Origin of the sequence: uncultured Adlercreutzia sp. (assembly GCA_910585575.1) — a bacterium.
Lineage (GTDB): Bacteria > Actinomycetota > Coriobacteriia > Coriobacteriales > Eggerthellaceae > Adlercreutzia.
The window spans coordinates 27,364-51,020 of sequence record CAJUFS010000004.1; the positions used below are offsets into that span (position 1 = coordinate 27,364).

The window sequence follows — 23,657 nt, forward strand, 5'->3', positions numbered from 1 at the left end:
ATATCGTATTTTTTTCAATCACAGAATTCCGAACCTCGCGAAAACGAACGCCATGCGCCGTAGTAGTGATCTTGTTGTTGGCCACGGTAGCGCCACTCATATAATAGCTTCCCTTTTTGATTGCATCTCTATCTGCACCTTTCTTTAAGTTACTCGTCAACGTAAGACCGGCAAGATAGATCCCATCGCTTTCATACCCGAAGTAGCTGTCTTTCCCCTTTATATTTAAAACATTGTTTTCAATGACAATATTTTGATTAGCCAGCGGCGTTTTGTAAGCATTGGGTGTTGATGACTTAGTCTTTCCTTCCGCCGCCAAAGAAGACCCGAAATGAACCCCTTTTTCGAACATCGAGTAAAGCACGATACCACGAGGAGCATTGTCAATCCGGTTTCCACTTATCGTACAGTTAACATAATTCAGCCCATGGACTGCAGCGCTCGTCATATTGGTAAATGTGTTATCAGAGATGACGACTCCAATAACAGGATTGTTCACAACAGCCGTATGGCTGCCTACACCACGCGGAACATTTGAAAAAGAGCAACGAGTTATGGTGACATTTTTGAGAGGAATATCTTCGGAGCGATAGCCCCTCATGTGACGCTGACTCAAAATGTCAAGCTGTATAGCCTCAGGCTCTGGCATTGGATTGTCGGCGGTTAGTACCTGATTGGAAAAAGAACAACCCGTTACCGTCAACCCATCAATGCCAGCCGCCTCCATAAGATGGGAGTTCTTTACATTTTTGACAACCGTATTCTTAAGAACGAGGTTTCGGCCATGGCCCATTTTTACAACAGTTCCCGCTGTATTCTTCCCATCTAAGACGCCTCCCTCGATGGAAATATTTTGATAGAAATAACCCGTCCGCGTATCATCGTTGTCCCCAATCTTTACAACGTTGACGTTTGCGGTGGTTCGTTGCAGCGTAACGCCAGTGAGGATCAGCTTAGTATTGCTGTACAAATGCAAAGCAGTAGAAAGCTTATATGTTCCTTTCGCAATGGTCACCGTGTAGGGGTTCGAAGACGTGGCCCGGCTTTTTGCTTCATCCAGCTTCGCCTGAATGGCTTTTGACGCATCAGAATAAGGCTCTGGACTTACAGTCACACTGACCGCCGCGAAAGCAGACTGAAAGCTCGCGAAAACAAGAACGGAACCGAGCAACAGCATTGCAAAAAAGACCGAAAAGGCCCTCACAGTGACACGAGACATGAAACCCCTCCTCTTTCAGGTTTTGCTCGTATTTCTACCATACCATCCGTCAACAAGCAAGCTGACGGTGGCATCGGAAGCCGACGGTATAGCAACCTTTCAATTGTTGATCACGCCTTACGCGAAACTTGTTCGGGCGCTTCACCTCTTTAAAGAAAGAAGCTATCATTGATCAAGTTCTATTTCGTTTTCTCGAGATGAAAGACCGTCTACCGTGAAGAAACTTTTGGTGAAAGCAGGGTCTAGCTGCCTCAGACTTGCATATCATTTTTGTCGCCTTTTCCCAGTACAAAACCGTATCGTCTGCATTAGCCGTCAAAGCGATGAAGCCCCTCTCGATTTTCAGCTCATAGCCAATTACTGTTGCGCACGCACCCCGCCAATCACCGCCATCCTTCTTCCAAAGCAACTTCGATCTCCTGTCACCTATCTACCGGAAATGCTTCGTCAGGTTTATTACATCGCTACCAGCAAGGCAGTTGTTCTTGACTCCTATTGCATCGTCGTAAGCCTCCTTGGAAGCAGCATCGAAGCACCTGTCGTTCAAATCTGGCACGCATTAGGCAACATGAAAAAGGCCGGCTATACTGCCCTGAGCGATTCTTCGGAAGAGGGGCGCGATCCCCGCCTTGCCAACTTACTGCATATGCACGAGGGCTACAATGCCATCGCAATTTCATCTTTGAGTTTTTCGAGAGACTTTGCGGCGGTCTTCAATGCCGATCCATCGATCATCTTCGAAGCACCGCTGCCACGCGCCGATCTTCTCACATCAGCTGATGGGCGCTCTCGAGCGCGCAAGATGTTTTTCGATAACCATCCCGACCTCAAGGGCAAGCAAGTCATAGTTTACTGTCCGACCTTCCGACGCTCACCATCGCCCGACGCGAACCGCGCGATAAAAGCACTTGTAGGCGAAATCGACTACTCTCGCTATGCCCTCATCTACAAACCACATCCTGTAGATACTCTGACCATCGAAGATAGCCGTCTAACGGTGCTCGTAAATCACGACCCGGATCCTTTATTTGTCGCGGATTATGTTGTAAGTGATTACTCTACCGTGATCTATGAAGCAGGGCTCTTGAATATCCCGGTATTTCTCTATGCCTACGACTGGGACAGCTATCGAGAAAAAAGAGGACTGAACATCGATTTGGAGCACGATGTTCCCACTCTCTTCACGCAAGACCCTCGCCTTATTGTAGAAGCCATCGAGAATAACGATTTCGACGCCAACGCCTACAAGGCATTTACCCAGCGCAATGTCGCGCTCCCGGCCCAGGGTACCTGCACCGAGCATCTGTGCGAGCACATCCTCGCCCTGGCCGAGAACCGCTAGTTCATCCCCTCGTAAAAGGCCACGGCCTCGTCAATGGGGCCATCAAACATTTTCGAGCCCTTCTCCAGCACGATGCCACGCTTGCAGAACTCTTCAGCCGCACCCGACGAATGGGTCACGAACAGCACGGTGACGTTCTCGTCCTCCATGATCTCGCGCACACGAGCATAACACTTCTCTTTGAAGCGTTTATCGCCTACCGCCAGCGCCTCATCCACTACGAGAATCTCCGGGTCGGAAGACACAGCCAGGCCAAAGCCCAAGCGAGACTTCATACCCGAAGAGTACATGCGCACAGGCTGATCGATGTACACACCCAAATCGGCAAATTCGATGGTTTTGGGAATCAGCTCTTCCAGCTGCTCATCGGTAAAGCCCATGGCCTTGCCGCGCAGACGCACGTTCTCGCGTCCCGTGAGAGCCTTGTCGAAACCGGCAGTTAATTCCAGGAGGGCACTTACGTGTCCGTTGACGGTTACTTTGCCCTTTGTGGGATACGCAACCCCCGTCACCATTTTCAAGGCCGTCGACTTGCCAGCGCCGTTTTCTCCGAGAAAGGCCACCGCCTCGCCCCTTTTGATCTCGAAGGACAAATTATTGTTGGCGTTCACTGAAGTAACCAGCTTGCGCTTCTTCTTGCCCCAGAAGATACTGGCAAATCGCTGCTTATCATCTTTGTATAGCTTATACGTCTTCGTCACATGGTCGAACTTGATAGCCACCTCGTCGGAAACGGGGGTGCCGTTCTCGTGCACAGGGGCTTCGCCTTCCGCCTCGACCTCTTCGCGGACCTCCTCGTTCTCCCCTGGCGTAGCAATCACCAGCTGGTCTTCAGCGGGATACTCGCTAGATGACATCGGGCACCTCCTCTCGGGTGCGCTTGTACACCACAAGCATTACCGCCAGCATAGCCGCGAACACAATGGCGAAACCAGCAATAGCCATAGGATTCTCCCAGATCCACGTTTTGTCGTACACCGCGCAGCGGAACAGAGAAGCGATAAACGTAATTGGGTCGAACATCAGAATAGTTTCGAGCCATCCAATGCCCAAATCATACACATTAAAGATAATGCCCGACAACCAAAACAGCGGCGTGGATAGCGTCACAATGAGGTTCTTGAAATCCTTGCTAATAGTCGATAACAAACTCGTGGTCAGGGAGAACATATAGAAGAACACGAACATGAGCACTATAGCCACAGGAATTTGCAGTAAATACCAATCCAACGGCTGCCCAAAGAGGAAGTACACGAGCAGCAGCAGCGCCACCATGCCAAGGTGAATGACCATTTCGGCAAGAGCGAAAATAGTCGGAATTCCCGCCAGCGGAAACTTAATCTTGTTGACCAAATACTTGAATCGGGCGAATACGTTGCAGCCCGTACCCAGCATAGTCTGGATATAGAACCATGGCACCAAACCACCCATGAGCCACAAGATATAGGGCGGCGCGCCCGGTTCGTCAGATCCCGACTTCAAGCCGATTTCCAAGGCAAACCAAAATACAGCGATATACACAATGGGTTTAATGAACAGCCATGCAGGCCCCAGCACGGTTCCGCGGGCCTGCTTGCGCAGGTCGAACATGGCCAGGCTGAAAATCTGCTCACGTCGTTCCCACTGAGACCGGATGATATTGATCAGGGTAGACACGTTCCTCGATTCCCTCCGCCTGTATTGCGAAGCAATATTTTACCATGAGGTTTCCGTCGCCGCAGAACAACCATCCCACTCGTCGGCAGAGACTTCCTATCTCCCATGCTTCCCGTAGAACTTCGGCTTGTCTTCTTGACGCGTGTGACGGCCGTGGTAGTGGTGGCGCAGCACCTTGTCGAAGATGCCCAGCTTCCACAGAATGAGGAACGACGCGGCAATCATCACCGCCATCACCACGAATACCGTGATGCCGTGGGTACTCGACATCACCCAGGCCCCCACCCCCAGAAGCGTCGTCCAGGCGTACACGATGACCACGGACTTCCGCACACCGTAGCCCTTGCGCAGCAGCATGTGGTGCAGGTGCTTGCTGTCGGCCTGCTGGATGGGCTGATGGTGGTACACACGGCGTATGATGGCCGCGCCAGTGTCGGCAATGGGAATGGCGGCGATGACGATGGGCACCGCCATGACGATCACCGTCGGCGAGCGCATGACGCCCATGAGCGAGATGACGCCGATCATAGCTCCCAGCAGAAGCGAGCCCGAGTCGCCCATAAAAATGCTCGCGGGCGCGAAGTTGTAGCGCAAAAACGCCAGGGTCACGCCCAGCAAAATGATGGAGAGCATGGCCGTCTCTTCAAGACCGCGCCCGAACGCAATGATGAACAGGAAAAACGATGCAATGGCGGTAATGCCCGCCGCCAAGCCATCAAGCCCGTCGATAAGGTTGATGACATTCATGAAGCAAACCAGGTACAGCACGGTCAGAGGGTAGGACACCCAGCCGAACTCGATGTAACCAGCACCGAACGGATTGGCAATGCTCGAGAGCAGCAGCCCCGATGCGGCAATGATGGCAGCCCCGAGCACCTGGCCGAGGAACTTCACGCCCGGCTTCAGCGAATACACGTCGTCCATCGCACCTACCAGCACAATGACCAGCAGACCGACCATGACACCGCCGTGGTTGATGCTGTGGTCGGTGCCATGGACATAGAACCCGTACCAGCCCAGGAAGTACTCCCCGAGAATTTCCACCACCAGCGCCACGGCGATACCCATGGCCATGGCAATGCCGCCCATGCGCGGCACGGGCTTCTTGTTGACGCGCCGTTTCGACGGATAGTCAACGGCGTCCAAACGTAGTGCGAGCCTTCTTGCCAACGGGACGCAGATGTACGTCACAGCGAAGGCAATCAGGCCCAGCACCATAAAATGTCGTAGCGTTACTCCCACTCAGGTATGACGCAATTAGAACTCAAGACCCTGAAGCCACTCGGTGAGAGCCTCCAAAGTTTCATCGGTCACACCCAAGCGCTGCTCGCGCTCCTGCAGATACTGCTCGCGCTCGACGAACTGCGTCAGCTGCTCGTCACTGAACTCGGACAAGTCGATGTCGCGCACATCGACGATGCGCTTGGCGAAATCGGGCAGCTTGTCGTTCATAGCCGTGATCTTCACCACATCGCCCGTATGGGGCGCCTCGACGTAGTAGCCGTCGCCCAGGTACATGGCCACATGGTGCACATTGCCGCCGTCGCCGAAGAAGAGCAGGTCACCGGGGAGCAGATCCTGGAACGCCACCTCTTCGCCCACATCGCACTGATAGTAGGTGGTACGCGGCAGCTCGATGTTGAACACCTCGCGATAGCAGTACTGCACCAGGCCCGAGCAGTCAAAACCGGCCGGCGTGGTGCCGCCCCACAGATAGGGCACGCCCAAAAACGACGTGGCCATGGCCGTCAGGTCGTTCAGTGTGCGCTCCTCGCGCACCGGCAGCGCCGCACCCTGGGCGATAAGCTCGTCAAAGCCCTCGAACCGCTGGGCGTTCACCTCGTTCTGGTGCTGCTCCATGGCCGTTTCGGCCTCGGGAGCCTCGGGCTTCTCCAAATACACCGGCACGTTGTACAGCTCTTCAGCGGCGCGGGTCTGCTCTTCCCAGTTGGCCAGGGCCTCCTGGTACTCGTCGTTGGCACCCAGGTACTCCTGGTACTCGGCTACCAGCGCGTCGTAGGCTTCTTTGTCCTTGACCGGGTCGAGCGTGACCTCTTCGCCCGTCTCCTCGTCGACCACCGGCACCACGAAGGTGTCCGTCAACTCGTAGGTGAGCGGCACGTCGAAACGCGTGAGATCGTAGGTCTCGATGAGGTCCTGCAGCTTCTCGGAGTAGAAGATGTCCGTAGCATAGCGCCCCACCAGGAAGTCCGCCGCGTCCACAAAGGTTTCGGTGTTGGACTTGTGGGCACCCGCGTAGAAGTCGCCCATGGAATTCGACAGCAGGTCGGCATAGTCGGACAGCGACTCGTCCACATTCGCGTACTGGCGGAAATCGGACAAGATGGAATAGGTGCTACCCGTGCCGTCGTCCTCGCGCGTGGGCAGCTGCACGCTGTTGCCCTTGTACACGCCCTTGATGCCGAACAGGTTGTTGTTGGGCGCCTGGGCCAAAGTGGAGTTGCCGGAAGCAGACTCGAGAATGGCCTGCGCGATCATCACGGAAGCGTACAAGTCGTTTTCGGCGGCAATGGTGCGAGCCGATTCGCCAATCAGGGAAATGAACTTCTCGGTGGTCAGGTCTTCGCTGTAGTGGCGCGCCACGTAGGCGGAGTTGTCCATATGGGTGAAGCTGATGGACGGCACCATGGCCGCCGCCTGCTTGAGGGGCGTCTGGGCCTTTCCCTTGGCCACGGCCGTGGCATGGGTGGTGGCCGTAATAGCGGAGGCGCCGTTGGCGCTCGGCTTCTGCTGGCCATCCTTCACCGGATCGGAGGTGTCCTCCTTCTTGTCGGACACCGTCGGCTGAGCCGGCTTCTCGGGCTCGGGAGTAGGCTTGACCTCCGGCGTGGGCTCGGGAGCAGGCTCCGGGCTGGGCGTGGGCTCCGGATCAGGAGTAGGCTCAGGGTCCGGAGTCGGAGCGGGCTCGGGCTCGGGAGTCACCGGATCGGTCTCACCGTCACCGCCCTCGGTCTCACCGTCACCGCCCTCGGTCTCACCGTCGCCCTCAGTCTTGCCGCCGTCGTCGCCGTCGGTCTCGCCTTTGTCGCCCTCAGAGGTATCATCCTTCTGAGAGTCGTCATCAGCACCCCCGTTATCGCCCATCGTCGCGTCATCATCGTCGGCAGCGCTGTCGTCCTTCTGCACACCGTCGTCAGTCGCATCTTCGTCGGCGGCAACGTTGTCGTTCGAAGTATCGCCCTTGGAATCGCCAGAAGTCTCGCCAGCAACCTCGGCGGTCACCGACCCGTCAGCCGGAACTTCCTTGTCAGCGCCTTCCGTCTTGTCGGCGTCTTCCTGATCAGACGAATCTTTGGCCGCATCGGCCTTCGCCTGGGCTGCGGCTTTCTTAGCCTCGTCCTTGACCTTGGCGTCTGCCTCGGCAGCCTCTTTCTCGGCTGCGGCGGCGGCCTCATCGGCGGCGAGTTTGTCCTCCAGCACCTTGCAAAGGTCGTCGAACTCGACCTCGGTCAGGAAACCGTCCTTATGAGCCTGGGCCAGCGAAGACTCCGAGGTGATCTTGCCATTGGCAATCCACTCAGACGCCTGCTTTGCAGACTCGGGGACGGGAACCTCTTTCCCGTCCTGGCGCTTCCCGTTGTCATCACCGGCGTAGCTGGTATCGTACGTTGCGGCCACACCGCCCACAGGGGCAACGATCAGCGCCGCCGCCGTCAACAGCGAAACGGCCTTTTTCGATGATGTCATCGTGCCTCCTACTATAGTCTTCTCTCTCGTGCGCACGGTTTTGGGTGCGCAAAGCCAAGCTTTTCCAGCTTCGAAAGTCGTATTATAGCGCGATGAAATCCGCTGTCCAACGGGTAAAACGCCTTTCAGGAACATTTCAGAAGAGCGTCATTAACAGCTCGTCAGGCTCATCCGAACAAAAACGCAAGACTGACCAGGTATTTTTCTGTTAAGCAAGTTAGCCATTATAAACATTTCGCTTGAGAAAGAAACTCACAAAACTTCCTCTAAACGGATGTTTTCGCTGATGAACGGGGTCATTAAATAAGGCGCTTGGCGAAGGACGGCGCGTGGTAGTCGAAGTTCGATCGCTTCACCTGACCGCTGCCCGTGGAGGCATGGATATACTCGCCGTCGCCCACGTAGATGCCCACGTGGTACACGCCGCTGCCGCTGCCCCAAAAAAGCAGGTCGCCGGCAACCAGGGAGTCCATCGACACCGACGTCCCCAAAGCGCTCTGCTCGGCCGCCGTGCGCGGCAGCGAGCGACCCAAGGCATGCTCGTACACCCAACGGGTGAATCCCGAGCAGTCAAAGCCCGAAGGCGTGGTACCCCCGTATACATAGGGAACGCCCTGGTGCTTCAGCGCTTCGGCGACCACCGCCTTGCGATCAGCCTTCTTCTGGGCCTTGGCCTTCTTGGCAGCCGCCTTCTTTTCGGCGCGCTCGGTGGCCTTTTCGGCCACATCGGCCACATAGTCTTTGATTTCCTCGGCGTACTGAGACGTCTCGGTCATGAAACCGAGGGCCTGGGCCTCGGCAGGAGCGGCGCTTACTAACAGAGCCGCAGAGAGCAGGGCGGCCGCCACCGCGGCAGAAGCGCCCTTCAGGCAGTTCTTAAAAGTAACCATGGCCCGATACTTTAAAGACCGCCGCGCTCCTTGCCAACCGCCTCCACAACCCCCACGCGTCCGGCACAGAGAGCCAACAAATCCCCTCCGCACCGTCTCCATTCATGAGGGAAGCTATTAGACTTCCCGAGGCACTTCACCCGTCTCAAGCAGGTGCAGCAACTGAGCCTCATCGAGCACCGGCACGCCCAGCGAGACGGCCTTGTCGTACTTGGAGCCGGCGGACTCCCCCGCCACCACGAACGACGTCTTCTTAGAAACGCTCCCCGACACCTTGGCCCCCATGGCCTTCAGCCGCGCCCCGGCCTCATCGCGGGTCATGCCCGAATTCACCAAGGTGCCCGTCAGCACGAAGGTGAGCCCCGCCAGCACCTGGGGCACCTCCTCGCCGGGGACCAGCGTCTCGGCTGCCATGGTGACCCCGGCAGCGCGCAGTCGGTCAATGACGGGCAGGTTGTCGGGCGTGCGGAAGAACAGCCAGATGCCATGGGCCATCTTCGGGCCCACGCCGTGCACCTCGGCCAACTGGTCCTCGCCGGCGGCCATAAGCGCATCCATGGACGGGAACGCATCGGCAATGAGCTCGGCGGTCGTTTTGCCCACGTGGCGGATGCCCAGGCCGAACAAGACGCGCGCAAAAGAGCGTCCCTTCGAGGCCTCGATGGCGTCCACCAGCTTCTTCGCCACGGTATGCCCCAGGCGGATGGGCTCGCCCTCTTTGTTCACGCGGCCCATGTTCAGGGAGGCCAGCTCGTCCTCGGTCAGCGAGTAGTAGTCGGCCACGTCGGCCAAACGCCCGCTCTCTACCAGGCGCGAGACAATCTCCTCGCCCATGCCGTCGATGTCGAGAGCACCGCGACTGGCCCAATGCAACAGGCGCTCCAAAGCCTGGGCCGGGCAGTCGATGGAAATGCAGCGGAACGCCACTTCGCCCTCGTCGCGCACCACGGGGCTTCCGCAGCTGGGGCACACGCTGGGCATTTCCCACACCCGTGCCTCGGGGCTGCGCAGCGAAAGGACAGGGCCCAGCACCTCGGGAATGACGTCGCCGGCCTTGCGCACAATGACGGTGTCGCCGATGCGCACATCCTTGCGGTGCACTTCGTCCAAGTTGTGCAGCGTGGCGCGGGCCACCGTCGACCCGGCCACTACCACCGGCTCCAGCTCGGCCACCGGCGTCAGCGCGCCGGTACGGCCCACCTGCACGGTGATGTCGCGCAACAGCGTCGTTTTCTCCTCGGGCGGGAACTTGAAGGCAATGGCCCAGCGCGGGGCGCGAGACGTAAAGCCCATGGCGCGCTGACGGGCGAACTCGTTCACCTTCACCACCACGCCGTCGATCTCGTAGGGCAGCGACTCGCGGCGCTCAAGGCAGGCCTCGCAGAACGCGCGCACCTCAGCCGCCGACTCGCACAGCTTCACGTCGGGATTCACATGGAAACCCGCCTCGCGCAGCCACTGAAGCAGCTCCCACTGACCGGTCACTTCGAGCGAGCGATCGTCGGCAATGGCGTACATGAAGGTGGACAGATCGCGCATCTGGGTGATAGCCGGGTCCTTCTGGCGCAGCGAGCCGGCAGCGGCATTGCGCGGGTTGGCGAACGGCTGACGTCCCTCGCTTACGGCGGCGGCGTTCAGCAGCTCGAAGCTCTTCTTCGGCATGTACACCTCGCCGCGCAGCTCCACGCTGTCTACCCCGGGGGCGATGGCTGCCAGAGCGCCCTCGCGCAAGCGCAGGGGCACATCGCGCACCGTGCGCATGTTCACCGTTACGTCCTCGCCCGTGGTGCCATCGCCGCGGGTGGCCGCGCGCAGCAGCACGCCGTCCTCGTAGGTTAGGGCGATGGAGCTGCCGTCAATCTTCAGCTCGCAGCACAGCGGCGGCAACGTGCCCCCGCAGGCCTCGGCCGTGCGCTCCATCCACGCGTCCAGCTCGTCAAGATCCATGGCGTTGTCCAAGGAGTACATGCGCTGCTCGTGGATTACCGGCGCGAACTGCTCGCCCACATAGCCACCGACGCGCTGCGTGGGCGACGAAGGATCCACCAATTCCGGATGAGCCGCCTCCAACTCGCGCAGCTCGCGCATCAGGGAGTCGAAAGCCGCGTCAGAGATTGTGGGGTTGTCGAGCGCATAGTACTGGTAGCTGTGATGCTCGATCTCCTTGCGCAAAGCTGCCGCCCGCGCCGCCGGATCTTCCCCAAACAAAGAAACCTGCCCATCCGCCATGCTGTGCCCTTTCGTACAAAGAGGGCCCGGACGAATCCGGGCCCTGGAATTTCGCGGTGACTATCTTACCACTAGTGGTTCTGCACCATGGTAATGTTCGCCTGGGGCAGCGTGACCCCGTACACCGCCATCTGCACGCCGCGGGCCATCAGGAAGAAGCCCAGGAACAGCGCAAAGGTGCCGGGGAACAGGAAGAACGCAATGCCGCAGAGCACCGAGACGATACCGGCGAACAGCGTCCAGCCCCAGCCGGACAGCTCGCGACGGAAGCGCACGGCCGCCACAATCTCAAAGATGCCATAGGCGCAGACGAAGATGCCCATCACCCACGGAATAACGACGGCCGAGGCAATGGGGTGGATGATAAACAACACGCCCAGCACGATATCGCAGATGGCATAGGCCAGCGCCCAGCCGGACAGGCCCTCGCTCTTGCGATAGCGGAAGTACGCGTAGGCATCCACAATGCCGGCGGCCAAGAACATGCAGCCCGCGATAATGGCGATGGAGACCAACGTCAGCCCCGGCACCATCAGCAATACGAAACCGATGATGATCAACGCGATACCGGCGGCGAACATGCCCCAGTTACGTCCTACTTTCATGTCCATAACGATCACACTCCTAGACCCTGGTTGTATACTGAATACGTCATCATTGTAGGAGCGGGACAACCCGTAGACGGCCTGCACGGTTGACGCGTTGCCGACAGGAATGCGCGACGTAAGCAGGGCGTTTGATGACCATTTTTCTCAACTAAAGGATACCCATGGACGTTACCCTCACACCTGGTCGCAGCAACGAAGATTTGGCGGCGCTGTTACCCTTCCCCGTCGCCGAGGCCAATAAGTATACGCGCGGACACCTGAACCTGGTGGCGGGCAGCGCCGCCTACCCGGGAGCCGCCTGTCTGGCGGCCGCCGGAGCCACCCGCGCCGGCGCCGGCTACACCGAGGTCTTCTGCGCCGGCAAATCCATGATCACCGTGCGCGCCTGGATGCCGTCGCTAGTAGTGCGCGATTGGCGCACCTGGCACCCCGCGCGCCTGGAAGCACCGAAGCCGGGGCATCCCACCGCCTGCGTCATCGGCTGCGGGTTCGATCCCGAAGACAGCGCCCCGGAGCCGCTCGTCATGGAAACCCTGCGCGCCTTTCCCGGGCCCGTCCTTATCGACGGCGGTGCCCTGGCGCTCTTGGCCACGCCCACGGGCCTGCGTCTCGCCGCGGAGCGCGCCGCGGCCGCCCCTGGCTCAACGGGCGAAGGCGGAGCCGCCGCGGCAGGTCCGCTCGTCCTGACGCCCCACGGCGGCGAGGCAGCGCGCCTCGCCCGCGGCGCGCGCCTCCCCTCGTTCGGCAGCGACACAGCGGCCCTGGCCGTCGCCATCGCCCGCGCCTACGAGGCCGTCGTGGTGCTGAAGGGACCCGTCACCTATATCGCCACAGCCGATGGGACGGTGGAAATCATGGACCGCGGCACCGCAGCCCTGGCGAAGGCCGGCACTGGCGATGTGCTTGCGGGTATTCTAGGGGCGCTCCTGGCCCAAGGCCTTGCGCCCGCCGATGCAGCGGCCCTTGGCTGCGCCCTTCATGCTGAAGCCGGGCGCGCCGCCGCCGAGCAGCTTACGCCCATCTGCGTCACCGCCGAGGATGTGGCCAACGCGCTGCCCGCGGCTATCCGCGCGCTTACGCAGTAACCGTCAGCTGGGCCACCACGCGCTCGAGCACCTTGATGTCGATGGGCTTCGCCACATGGGCGTTCATGCCGGCCTCCAAAGCCTCGCGCTCGTCCTCGGCAAAGGCGTTGGCCGTCATGGCCACAATGGGAATAGCCGCTGCGTCGGGACGCCTCAGGGCGCGAATGGCCCGGGCGGCGTCGTGGCCGTTCATCACCGGCATCTGCACGTCCATGAAGATCATGTCGAACTGACCGAGCGCGCTGGAGCGGAACTTCTCCACGGCTTCCTGGCCGTTCTCGGCCACCTCGCTCGTGGCGCCGTGCATGTCCAAAATAGCCGCGATGATCTCGGCATTCAGCTCGTTGTCCTCGGCCACCAGGAAGTGCTTGCCCTCTAAAGCGTGCTCCAGCACCTCGGCCGAGGGGCCGTCGGCCGCCTCGGGGGTCTGGCCCTCGTCCAAGGCCGGCGGGAAGTCCAGATCGATGATGAAGGTGCTGCCCCGACCCAGCGTGCTTTCCACGGAGATGGTGCCGCCCATGAGGTCCACCAGGTTCTTCGTGATGGCCATGCCCAAACCGGTGCCTTGAATTTTGCTGGTAGCCTGGGTTTCCTCGCGGGAGAACGAATCGAAGATGGTGCGCAGATACTCCTCCGACATGCCAATGCCCGTATCGCGCACGATGATGCGCAGATGCTGCAGCTCGCCATGGCGCTTGAGCGACCCATCAATGCGGAAGAGGATGGAGCCGCCATCGGGGGTGTACTTCATGGCGTTGGACAGCAGGTTCATGAGAATCTGGCGCAAGCGCCCCTCGTCGCCCACCAAAGCCTCGTGATCGAGCGTGCCCATCTCGACGGTGAACTCCTGGTGCTTCTCGTCGGTTTGCGGGCGCATCATGGCCTCCACGGCCTCCACCGTCTCAGGCAGGCGGAACACGCTGGCAGCCAAGGTGGTTTTGCCGGCCTCAATCTTGGACATGTCCAGCACGTCGTTGATGAGCCCCAGCAAATGCTGACCCGACGTGGCAATCTTGTGGTTATACTCCCGCACCGCCTCGGGGTTTTCGGCGTCGCGGTCGATAAGGGTGGAGAAGCCCAGGATGGCGTTCATGGGCGTGCGGATGTCGTGACTCATAGAAGACAGGAAGCTGCTCTTGGCCTGATTCGCCTCTTCAGCCGCCTGCTTGGCGTCCACCAGCTTCTGGCGAATGTCATGCTCGTCGGTGACATCGGTCAGCGAGTAGATGATCTTCTCCTGGCCGTCGAGCTTGACCCCGTGGCTGGTGATGCGCAACCACATGGAGCGACCCAGTTTGCTGTTAAAGCACTCGAACTCCCAGCTGCGCAGCGCATCGGGCATGCCAGAGTGAACGATGGCCGCCACCTTGGCGTAGGCCTCGTTGGGGCTCAAGGGATCAATGACGAAGAACTCGCGGGCCGGGATGCCCATGATGTCCTTGATGTTCTCGAACACCGCCTCCACCGTGCGCTCTTCCCCGTCCACAATAAAGATGGCCGTGTCGATATTCTCGCCAATGGCCTGGTAGAGGCTTTGCACATAAAGCTCGTAGCGGTGCTCGCGGCGCCAGCGGTACACGAAGAGCAGCACCAGGGCCGCCACGGCCACGGCCACGGCCACGGCTAGCACGGCCACCATGCGCGTGGTCAGACCCACAATTTCCGTACCGTCCTTCTCCACCACCGAAAGAGGCAGCAAGGTTACCAGCGACCAACCGGGCTTCGCCTCGAGGGGCGTGCTGTAGACGAACTGCTGCTCGCCATCGAAGGAGAGCACCTGGCTGTCCGTCGTGGCGTCCGCAATGTGGCTGAGCAGCTGGTCAACCTTGGCATCGCCATTGCCGGCCTCTTTCAACAAGGAGGTCAGGTCGCCCTTTTGGGCATCGGCGGCACCGCGATTGGCATCGAGCACAATGGTGCCTGCGGAGTCCACCACGTAGGTCTCGCCTGCATTGGTATACGTGGTGTCGTAGGAATTCTGCAGCTCGTCGGCGGGAAACGAGACGTACACCGCGCCAAGCACCTCGTCCGAGGCCAAGTCGCTGTTATCGCCCGGTTCCCGCTCGTCTTTCGAAAGCGGCGCGTAGAACAAGATGCGGCGCTCCCCCGAGTGGCCGAAGTACACCTCGGTGGACCCCGTCTTGCCCTCAAGACCGGGAGCGAACAGCTCTTCCTCGCGCTCGGCGGGGTAAAGGTCCGACTCCGTCGACGAGCACCACACCGTGCCGTCTTTCATGCGCACCCAGCCCGTCGAGGCCCCATGGGTAGCCAGGAAATCATCCACCTGATCGGGGATCTCTTCGGCCGGGGCATGGGAGAGATAGTGGGCCAGGCTCTGCACCCCATCCTGATCGGCGCGCAGGCACTCGTCCAAGTACCGCGCCCGGGAAGTGGTCAGCTCCATGACCGATGTCGTGGTGGTGCTGCGCACCAGGCCCTGAATGCTGTCGCGATAGAAGAGGCTCGTCGCCACAACGACGGCAGCCAGCAGCGCCACGATCACCAGGACCATGGCCATGATTTTACGGCTGTCAACCTTGACGGCGTGCATAGCTCCCCTTCAGCGTTACGCGGCAATAGCCGTGGGAACGCCTGCGCGCGCCCGGGCCTCTAGCTCCCCAGTATAGCAGGGAGACCCCTATCGGCAGCCTGTGAATAGCCCCGCCCCGAAAGCGGTCGTTACTCCACTGTTACCGATTTCGCCAGGTTGCGCGGCTGGTCCACGTCGCAGCCGCGCTTGACGGCCACCTCGCGAGCCAGCAGCTGCAGCGGTACGCTCGCCGTGATGGGGCTGAAAACGTCGCGCACCTTCGGGATGTAAATGACATGGTCGGCATGCTTTTTGATGTCCTCGTCGCCCTCGGTGGCCACGGCCACGATGCAGGCGCCGCGAGCGCGGGACTCCTGCAGGTTCGACACCACCTTGTCGTAGACCGGGCTGTTGGTGGCAATGGCGATGACCGGGAAGTTCTCGTCGATGAGCGCGATGGGGCCGTGCTTCATCTCGCCGGCGGCGTAGGCCTCGGCGTGCAGGTAGCTGATCTCCTTCAGCTTAAGCGCCCCCTCATAGCTGGTGGCGGCGCCCATGCCGCGCCCGATGAACAACGCGCTCTGGGCATCCACCATGGCCTCGGCCGCTTCCTCCACGGCCGGGCCGCACTCGGCCAGAATGCGCTCCACCTGCTCGGCGGTATCGGCCAGCTCGCTGAACAACAGCTTGATCTGGCCCTGGGTCAACTCGCCCTGGGACTGGCCCAGCAGCATGGCCAGCAGCGTCAAGGACACCACCTGGCCCAGGAAGCTCTTCGTGGAGGCCACGGCAATTTCCTTGTTGGCCTTGGTGTAGATGACGCCGTCGGACTCGCGGGCCACGGGGCTGCCCACCACATTGGTGATGCCGAACACCTTCGCGCCGCGCACGCGCGCATCGCGGATAGCGGCCAGGGTGTCGGCGGTCTCGCCGGACTGGGACACAGCCACCACCAGGGTGGTGGGGGTGATGATGGGGTTGCGGTAGCGGAACTCGCTGGCCACTTCCACCTCGCAGGGGATGCGAGCCCAACCCTCGATGAGGTTCTTTGCGATGAGGCCCGCGTGGTAGGACGTCCCGCAGGCGATGACGTAGACACGGTCGATGAGGTTCAGCTCCTCGGCGGTCATGTCCAGCTCGTCGATGACGAGGCTGCCGCCGGACAGGCGCCCGGCCAAGGTGTCGCGGATGACGCGGGGCTGCTCGTGGATTTCCTTCAGCATGAAATCGGGGTAGCCACCCTTCTCGGCCACGTCGATATCCCAGTCCACGTGGGTGGTTTCGGGCTCGATGGCGTTGCCGGCCTCGTCGAAGTAGGCGATGCCCTCGGGCGCCAGACGCGCCATCTGGCCGTCGGCCAGCACCACCACATCGCGAGTGGCGTCGATCATGGCGATGATATCGGAGGCAACGTAGCTGCCGTGCTCGCCACGGCCCACCACGATGGGCGAATCCTTGCGGCAGGCGATGATAGTGCCCGGCTCCTGCTGGGCCATAACGGCCAGACCGTAGGCGCCCACCAGCTGCGCCGTGGCCTCGGCCACCGCAGCGCGCAGATCGCCCTCGCCCGTGGCCAGCATGCGATGGTAGGCCTCTTCCACCAGGTGCGCCACTACTTCGGTGTCCGTGTCGCTCTTGAACACATGGCCGCGGGCCGTCAGTTCCTCGCGCAGCTCGGCGAAGTTCTCGATGATGCCGTTGTGCACCACGGCGATGTCGCCGGCGCAGGACGTGTGCGGATGGGCATTGGCCTCGGAGGGCTTGCCATGAGTGGCCCAACGCGTGTGGCCGATGCCGCAGGTGCCGGTCATCTCGAAGTGCGTGAGGGTGTGGGCCAGCTCGGCCACCTTGCCCTTGCGCGTGACCACCTGAATGCCGCCGTCCTGCTCGACGGCCACGCCGGCCGAGTCATAGCCGCGGTACTCCATGCGCGTCAGGCCCTCCAGCAAGATGGGCGTAGCTTCCTGGGCACCGGTGTATCCGACGATTCCGCACATAAACTGCTCCTATCACAACAGGCGGCTCGGCCGCCCCGTTCACAACCGCGACGCGCTTCAGCCGCGCCAACGAACTGCTTCAACCTCGTTGGCACCAGCAGAGCGTACGGCCCGGCCGCGCCCACGGCGCGCTTCGTGTTCATATCGTCCGCCCATTGTACCGAACCAGGCCAAGCCCGAGGAGCCGCTTCACGAAATCAGGACGGGGCTGCGAAGCGCTTTGGTATCATGCCTTTACAGCAAATCACCCGCGCTAAAGGAGCCCCATGGCCCGCTCGAAGAAATCCCAAGCCATCGTCGATGGCGCCCTGTCCATGGCCGTGCCCGACGATTCCGTCGGCCTCGGCGTCGACATCGTGGAAATTGCCCGCATGCGCAAGATCATGGACCGCTCCCCTACCTTCGTGGAGAAAACCTACTCCGCGGCCGAGCGCGCCTACTGCGATGAGCACACCCATCCCGAGGTGCACTACGCCACCCGCTTCGCCGCCAAAGAGGCCGTCCTTAAGGCCCTGGGCACCGGCTTTTCCGGCGGCGTGCACCCCCTCGACATCGAGGTGCGGCGCACCAACAAGGGGCGCCCCTACGTGGTGCTCACCGGACGGGCCCGCGAGATTGCCCGCGAGCAGGGCGTTCGCGAGATCCCCCTCTCGCTGTCCTTCACCCATACCGATGCCGTGGCCTGCGCCATGACCATCACCGAGGACTCCATCGCCGCCCAGGAGCGTCGCCGCGACCCCATGGAGGAGCTGACCAAGCAGTTCAAGGAAGCCCGCACCATGCTCGACGACCTCCCCGCCAGCGGAGACAGCAAAAGCGAGTAGGCAGTCGCGGCCTCGGGCAGCGCCTCCCCAGCGCGCCGCGATGGCCGCGGGCCCCAGCCCCCCTCAAAACAAAGGGCCGGCCAGGATTCACTCCCGACCGGCCCTTTCTTTTCTTGCAAGCAACCTTACCCGCGGACTTCGGCTCCGGTGGCTTTTTCCACCTTGGTGACCAGCTTGCCGTGGGCCTTCTCCACCTCTTCGCTCGTCAGCGTGCGATCGGCAGCGCGATAGGTGAGGCTGTAGGCCATGGACTTCTTGCCCACGCCCACGCGCTCGTCGTCGCGGTACACGTCGAACAGGGCCACGCCCTCCAGCAGCTTGCCGCCCGCCGAGGTCATGACCTGCATCATCTTCTCATGGGACACGTCCTCCCCCACCACGAAGGCCTGGTCGACAGTGACCGCCGGGAAGGTGGGCACGTCCACATAGGGGCGCGCGGGCTGCGCGGCGCGCACCAGGGCATCCAGGTCAAGCTCGAAGGCCACAATGGGCGCCTGGGCACCGAAGGCCTCGGCCACCAGCGGATGGATCTCGCCCACCCAGCCCACAACCGCGCCGTTGGCCATCATCTCGGCCGCACGGCCCGGCTGCAGCTGCGGCGCTTCCTCGGCCGTCAGCGCGCGGAAGCGCACCTTGGGCAGCGCCAGCTCGCGGGCCAGGTTCTCCAGCACGCCCTTGCCGTCGAAGAAGTCGAAGGGCACGGCCGGGCGGTTCCAGGCGGCCTCGTCCATGGCGCCGGCCAACACGCCGGCCAGGCGCTGGCGCTCCTTGGCCTTCTTGCGCCCCTCGGCGGCGAAGAACACCGTGCCGATCTCGTAGAGCTGGATGTTCTTCACGCCGCGGCTCTGGTTGTAGGCCACCGAGCGCAGAAGACCGGGAATGATGGACTGGCGCATCACCGACTGATCGGCGTTCAGCGGGTTCAGCAGCTCCACGGCCTGACCCAAGCCCTCAGCCGGCAGGCGCAGGCGCTCGATGTCGCCGGGCTCGGCGAAGGAGTAGGTCATGGTCTCGTTCATGCCGGAAGCGCGCAGCGTGTCGTTGACCAGGCGCCGCGTCTGCTGCTCGTCGGTGCGCGTACCCACGCGCTTGCGGCCGCCGGGCAGCGTCGGCTCGATGCGGTCCATGCCCCACAGGCGCAGCACTTCCTCGTACAGATCGATCTCGCGCTCCAGATCGGGGCGGAAGGTGGGAGGCAGCACCTGCAGGGTGTCCTCGTTCTCGCCCGCGGACACGGCGCAGCCCAGACGCACCAGGATGTCACGCACAAACTCAGCGGGAATCTCGGCCCCCATCATGGCGTTGAAGCGCGGAATGCGGAACGGCAGCGGCGCCGCTTCGGTGGGCAGCGGGTACACGTCCACCACGCCCGGGCGCACCGTGCCGCCGGACACCTCGGCCAGCAGGGCCGCGGCGGCCTGCGAGACCACCTCGCACAGGTTGTCGTCCACGCGGCGCTCGTAGCGCATGGAGGCCTCGGAGATGAGACCCAGGTTGCGGCTGGTGCGCGAGGTGCGGCCATGCTCAAAAGTGGCAGACTCCAGCAGCACCGTGGTGGTGCCCTCGGTCACCTCGGTATCCAGACCGCCCATAACGCCGGCCAGGGCCACGGCGCGCTCGGGCGTGGCGATGACCGTCATGTCGCTCGTCAGCTCGCGCTCTTCGCCATCGAGGGTGGTCAGCTTCTCGCCGTCCTCGGCCGCGCGCACAATGACGGACACCGAACCGTCCTCGGCCTTCAGCGTGTCGTAGTCGAAGGCGTGCAGGGGCTGGCCATACAGGTACAGAATGTAGTTGGTCACATCCACCACGTTGTTAATGGGACGGCCGCCGGCGGCGCTCACGCGCTCGGCCAGCCAGTCGGGCGAAGGCCCCACCTTCACGTTGTCGATGACGCGGGCGGTATAGCGCGGGCAGCGGGTCGCCTCGGGAATCTCCACGGAGACGGTGGCGGCCACATCCTCGCCCTCGGTAAGGTCGGCCAGCTTCGCCACGTCGTCGGCCAGAGGGTAGTGCACAGGCTGCTGGTACATGGCGCCCACCTCGCGAGCCATGCCCACCATGGACAGGCAGTCGGGGCGGTTCGGGGTAATCTCCAAGTCGAGCACCGTGTCGCCCGAGCCGATGATGTCGGCAATGGGAGTGCCCACGGGCGTCTCGTCGGGCAGAATCCAAATGCCGCTGTGATCCGACCCCAGGCCCAGCTCGCGCTGCGAGCAGCACATGCCCAGGCTGACCACGCCGCGCAGCTTGGATTTCTTGATCTTGAAATCACCGGGCAGCACCGCTCCCACACAGGCTACGGGCACCTTGATATCGGCAGCGATGTTCGGCGCGCCGCACACAATTTGCACGGGCTCCTCGGCGCCCACATTCACCGTCACCACATGCATATGGTCGGAATCGGGATGCGGCTCGCAGGTGAGCACCTCGCCCACCACCACGCCGTCGAAGGCCTCGCCGAGCGTCTCCACGCCCTCGACGCCCGTACCCGTCAAATCCAACTTATCGCAGAACGCCTTCAAATCCCCCGGCACCGCCGTATAATCCGAAAGCCATTTCAAAGATACCTTCATTGTCCATTCTTTCTCTTATGCGATTCCCGCCGCAAACCAGCAAGAATCGCCCTTTTCAAGCAAGTCAATGCCCAGAGAGACACGGGGTGATGCTCACCAAGCGAGTTCCGCAGCGACTGGAACAGTCCAGTGGACTGTTCCACAAAGCGAGGACTGTTTGAGCGACTGAGCATTACCCCGTGGCTCGACCCCGGGAGAGATTCAGCCCTAGAATTGCCGCAGGAATCGCATGTCGCCCTCGAGCAGCATACGCAAATCCGGCACATTGTACTTAAGACAGGCAATGCGCTCCACGCCGATGCCGAAGGCGAAACCCGAGTACTCCTCCGGGTCAATGCCACTCATAGAGAGCACGTTCGGATCCACCATGCCGCAGCCGAGAATTTCCAGCCAGCCGGTGCCCTTGCACATGCGGCAGCCCTCGCCGTGGCAGATGCCGCAGCTGACGTCGGCCTCGGCCGACGGCTCGGTGAAGGGGAAATAGTGGGCGCGGAAGCGCGTCTTGCGCTCGGGGCCGAACACTTGCTTGCAGAAGTAATCCAGCGTGCCCTTCAGGTCGCCGAAAGTGATGCCCTTGTCGATGACCAAGCCCTCGATCTGGTGGAACTGGGGCAGATGCGACGGATCGGCCACGTCGCGGCGGTACACCTTGCCCGGGGCGATCATGTAGATGGGCAGCTCCTGGTCCTCCATGACGTGCACCTGCACGCCCGAAGTCTGGGTGCGCAGCAGCACGTCGGACTCGCCGCGCACGCGGGCGGCATCGCCAGACAGGTCGCGCACGTAGAAGGTGTCCTGCATAGAGCGGCTCGGATGGTCGGCCGGGGCATTCAGGGCCGTGAAGTTGTAGTAGTCGGTCTCGATCTCGCTGCCCTCGTAGACCTTGTAGCCAAGGCCCATGAAGATATCGGACACCTCGTCGATGATGCCGTTGATAAGATGGCGCGTGCCCATTTGCTGGGAACGGCCCGGCAGCGTCACGTCCACGGCAGCCGCGTCAATGGCTGCAGCCAGCTCGGCCCCTTCCAGCACGGCCTTGCGGGCGCTCAAAGCCTCTTCCACTGCCACGCGCGTCTCGTTCACCGCCTTGCCCACGGCAGCGCGCTCCTCCTTGGGCACCGAGCCCATGGAACGCAGGTAGCCGGTGAGCGTACCTGCCTTGCCCAGGACGCGCACGCGCACGTCCTCGAGGGCGGCGGTGGTGTCCGCGGCCTCGATTGCGGCCAGCGTCTCAGCTTCGAGCGCGGCCAGTTCCTCCGTAATCGCCATCTGTCTTCTGCACCTTTCTCTTGCAATAAAAAAGAGCCCTCTCGCGTCCTTGCTGGATACGAGACCCAATCCAAGGACGAGAGAAGACTCTCGCGGTACCACCCTGGTTGACGAAGCCGTGGACGCCGAGGCGTAAACCGCCCCGCGCACCCGTGCCGCGCCCGCTCTTTCGCTTGGTAACGGAAGCACCCGTCGCCCCCTACTGACCGTCTCGCCAGGGTGTAGCACCCCGCGTCCGGGTTCAGAGACGCTGCTCGGAAGGGAATTGGCGGACGCTTCGATGGAGCCCTTTCAGCGGGCAGGCCCCTCTCTGGGAATCGTCGACGACTCCGCCACTGTCTTCGTCATCGCATGTAACTGCGCATTCTAGCACAACCGCACCCGCAGTGCGGGCCCGTTACAGGAACCGGTAGCTGACGGTGCGCAAACCCCACGCCTTGCAGCTGGAGAAGCCGAAAGCCTTCCACACGCCCGGCTGCAGATCGAGGGCGCGGCTACCGCCGCCCAAGCCACCGCAATCGTTGACCGTCGCGTAGACCGTCTTGCCGCCGTAGGAAATTTCCACCGTGCGGCCGAACAGCTTGCGATAGCCCGAAAGCGACATGGGCACGGCCACTCCCATGGAGCTGTCGTTGCACACCGCGCCCGTAGCCGTGGTGCCCGGGTTGGGGGTGTTCGGGTCAGTTTTGCCGCCGTAAGCGGAGGCCACGCCCGTTTTCCATCCCTCGTTCGAGCTCGATGAGCTTGAAGGCTTCGAAGTGGAGGGCTTGCTGGCCGGCTTGTCATCAGCCGCGGGCTTATCGTCGGCCGCCGGCTTGTCGTCAGCAGGCTCATCGGCAGCGGGCTCGTCCGCATCATCGCCCTCATCTTGACCCGGCGCATTGGCATCGGGATTATCGGCCACCGGCTCGTCGTCGGATACCACGTCCTTGCGGTCGGTCGTGTTGGCGTTGGGGTCTTCCTTGACCTCAGCTCGCTTGGCCGCTTCTTCCTGCTGACGGCGCATTTCTTCCGCTTGACGGGCCAGCTCGGCCAAACGTGCCGCCTGCTCGGCCTTGGCGCCTTCCAACTGGCTCGTGGCGTCGGCCACCACCGCTTCGGCTTCCTCGCGCTTGGCCGCCTGGGTGGCCAGGGCGTCTTCCTGGTCGTCTTTCTGGGCATTCAGCTCGGCCGACACCTCGTCGAACTTTTGCTTGCGCTCTTTCTGCTTGGCAATCTCGTCAGCCTGATAGCTCATGATCTGCGTGACGTACTCCATGTTGCGCAGCAGATCGTCGAAGTTCTGGGAATCGAGCACCATGCCCAAAAGCCCGGCCGTGCTGCCCTCGCGATACTCGCCCACGGCCACATCGCTGAGCGCCTCGCGCCCCTCGAGCATAGCCTGCTGAGCCTTCAGGGCCTTCTTGGCCGTCTTGTCGATTTTCTTCTGGAGCGCGGCCACTTCCGCTGAAATGGCCTCGTATTCTTCGTTGATAGCCGCCATGCGGGACTCGGCGGCATCGAGGGCCGATTGTGCCTGGTCGACCTTGGCCTGGGCGTCGGAGGCAGGATCTGCCTGGGCGGCCGCGGGCCCCAAGGGCACGGCCGTGCACGCCAGCAGCACGGCCAACAGCCACGCCGCCATCATGCGCCCGTATCGTTGCAGGTGTACCAAAGGAACCCTTTCGCTCTACCATTAGGCGCCTTCGCACGAGAAACCGCGCTCAAGGCATCGCTCTATCTTG

The 23,657-nt window shown here is 61.6% G+C and carries 15 protein-coding genes; 3 read left to right on the forward strand and 12 right to left on the reverse strand.

Annotation, left to right across the window (positions count from 1 at the left end):
* Positions 1-1,433 precede the first annotated feature (1,433 nt).
* Complete coding sequence (locus tag QZ307_RS00830) at positions 1,434-2,561, forward strand: CDP-glycerol glycerophosphotransferase family protein (protein WP_295994392.1); 1,128 nt, start codon at positions 1,434-1,436, stop codon at positions 2,559-2,561.
* Here the strand turns inward: QZ307_RS00830 and QZ307_RS00835 are convergent.
* The 7 genes from QZ307_RS00835 to QZ307_RS00865 form a co-directional block, all read right to left on the reverse strand.
* Positions 2,558-3,418 (reverse strand): ABC transporter ATP-binding protein, encoded by an 861-nt coding sequence (locus QZ307_RS00835; protein ID WP_295994394.1) that lies wholly within the window; start codon positions 3,416-3,418, stop codon positions 2,558-2,560. The two genes, QZ307_RS00830 and QZ307_RS00835, sit on opposite strands and share 4 nt — an antisense overlap.
* Complete coding sequence (locus QZ307_RS00840) at positions 3,408-4,217, reverse strand: ABC transporter permease (RefSeq protein ID WP_295994396.1); 810 nt, start codon at positions 4,215-4,217, stop codon at positions 3,408-3,410. The genes QZ307_RS00835 and QZ307_RS00840 overlap by 11 nt, the downstream gene beginning before the upstream one ends.
* A gap of 96 nt (positions 4,218-4,313) precedes the next feature.
* Entirely contained in the window at positions 4,314-5,363 is a 1,050-nt protein-coding gene (locus QZ307_RS00845) for an MraY family glycosyltransferase (RefSeq protein WP_295994399.1), read from the reverse strand.
* Positions 5,364-5,474: 111 nt separating this feature from the next.
* On the reverse strand, positions 5,475-7,925 hold the full coding sequence (locus tag QZ307_RS00850) for an NlpC/P60 family protein (protein WP_295994401.1): 2,451 nt from the start codon (positions 7,923-7,925) through the stop codon (positions 5,475-5,477).
* A gap of 299 nt (positions 7,926-8,224) precedes the next feature.
* Positions 8,225-8,815, reverse strand: coding sequence for a C40 family peptidase (locus QZ307_RS00855; protein ID WP_295994402.1), 591 nt, complete (start codon positions 8,813-8,815; stop codon positions 8,225-8,227).
* A 117-nt stretch (positions 8,816-8,932) separates the two neighbouring features.
* Positions 8,933-11,044 carry an NAD-dependent DNA ligase LigA gene (gene ligA, locus QZ307_RS00860; protein ID WP_295994404.1) on the reverse strand — a complete coding sequence of 704 codons (2,112 nt, stop codon included), beginning with the start codon at positions 11,042-11,044 and terminating at the stop codon, positions 8,933-8,935.
* 71 nt (positions 11,045-11,115) lie between these two features.
* Positions 11,116-11,655: a DUF308 domain-containing protein gene (locus tag QZ307_RS00865; RefSeq protein ID WP_295994406.1), complete on the reverse strand. Its 540-nt coding sequence runs from the start codon at positions 11,653-11,655 to the stop codon at positions 11,116-11,118.
* A 158-nt stretch (positions 11,656-11,813) separates the two neighbouring features.
* Here QZ307_RS00865 and QZ307_RS00870 point away from each other — a divergent pair, with 158 nt between their 5' ends.
* Positions 11,814-12,737 carry an NAD(P)H-hydrate dehydratase gene (locus tag QZ307_RS00870; RefSeq protein ID WP_295994408.1) on the forward strand — a complete coding sequence of 308 codons (924 nt, stop codon included), beginning with the start codon at positions 11,814-11,816 and terminating at the stop codon, positions 12,735-12,737.
* Here the strand turns inward: QZ307_RS00870 and QZ307_RS00875 are convergent.
* Both QZ307_RS00875 and glmS read right to left on the reverse strand, forming a co-directional pair.
* A complete protein-coding gene (locus tag QZ307_RS00875) occupies positions 12,727-15,288 on the reverse strand; it encodes a hybrid sensor histidine kinase/response regulator (protein WP_295994410.1) in 2,562 nt (853 codons plus the stop codon). The genes QZ307_RS00870 and QZ307_RS00875 overlap by 11 nt on opposite strands.
* Positions 15,289-15,416: 128 nt before the next feature.
* Positions 15,417-17,264: a glutamine--fructose-6-phosphate transaminase (isomerizing) gene (glmS, locus tag QZ307_RS00880; RefSeq protein ID WP_295994412.1), complete on the reverse strand. Its 1,848-nt coding sequence runs from the start codon at positions 17,262-17,264 to the stop codon at positions 15,417-15,419.
* Between the two features lie 266 nt (positions 17,265-17,530).
* Here glmS and acpS point away from each other — a divergent pair, with 266 nt between their 5' ends.
* The gene (gene acpS, locus QZ307_RS00885) at positions 17,531-18,088 is read left to right on the forward strand and encodes a holo-ACP synthase (RefSeq protein WP_295994415.1); all 558 of its coding nucleotides are present in this window, start codon (positions 17,531-17,533) and stop codon (positions 18,086-18,088) included.
* A gap of 125 nt (positions 18,089-18,213) precedes the next feature.
* On the opposite strand, the gene pheT is transcribed toward acpS, so the two are convergent.
* From pheT to QZ307_RS00900, 3 genes are all read right to left on the reverse strand, one after another.
* Complete coding sequence (gene pheT, locus QZ307_RS00890; protein WP_295994417.1) at positions 18,214-20,664, reverse strand: phenylalanine--tRNA ligase subunit beta; 2,451 nt, start codon at positions 20,662-20,664, stop codon at positions 18,214-18,216.
* Between the two features lie 207 nt (positions 20,665-20,871).
* Complete coding sequence (gene pheS / locus QZ307_RS00895; RefSeq protein WP_295994420.1) at positions 20,872-21,933, reverse strand: phenylalanine--tRNA ligase subunit alpha; 1,062 nt, start codon at positions 21,931-21,933, stop codon at positions 20,872-20,874.
* 397 nt (positions 21,934-22,330) lie between these two features.
* A complete protein-coding gene (locus QZ307_RS00900; protein ID WP_295994421.1) occupies positions 22,331-23,560 on the reverse strand; it encodes a hypothetical protein in 1,230 nt (409 codons plus the stop codon).
* Positions 23,561-23,657: the final 97 nt, after the last annotated feature.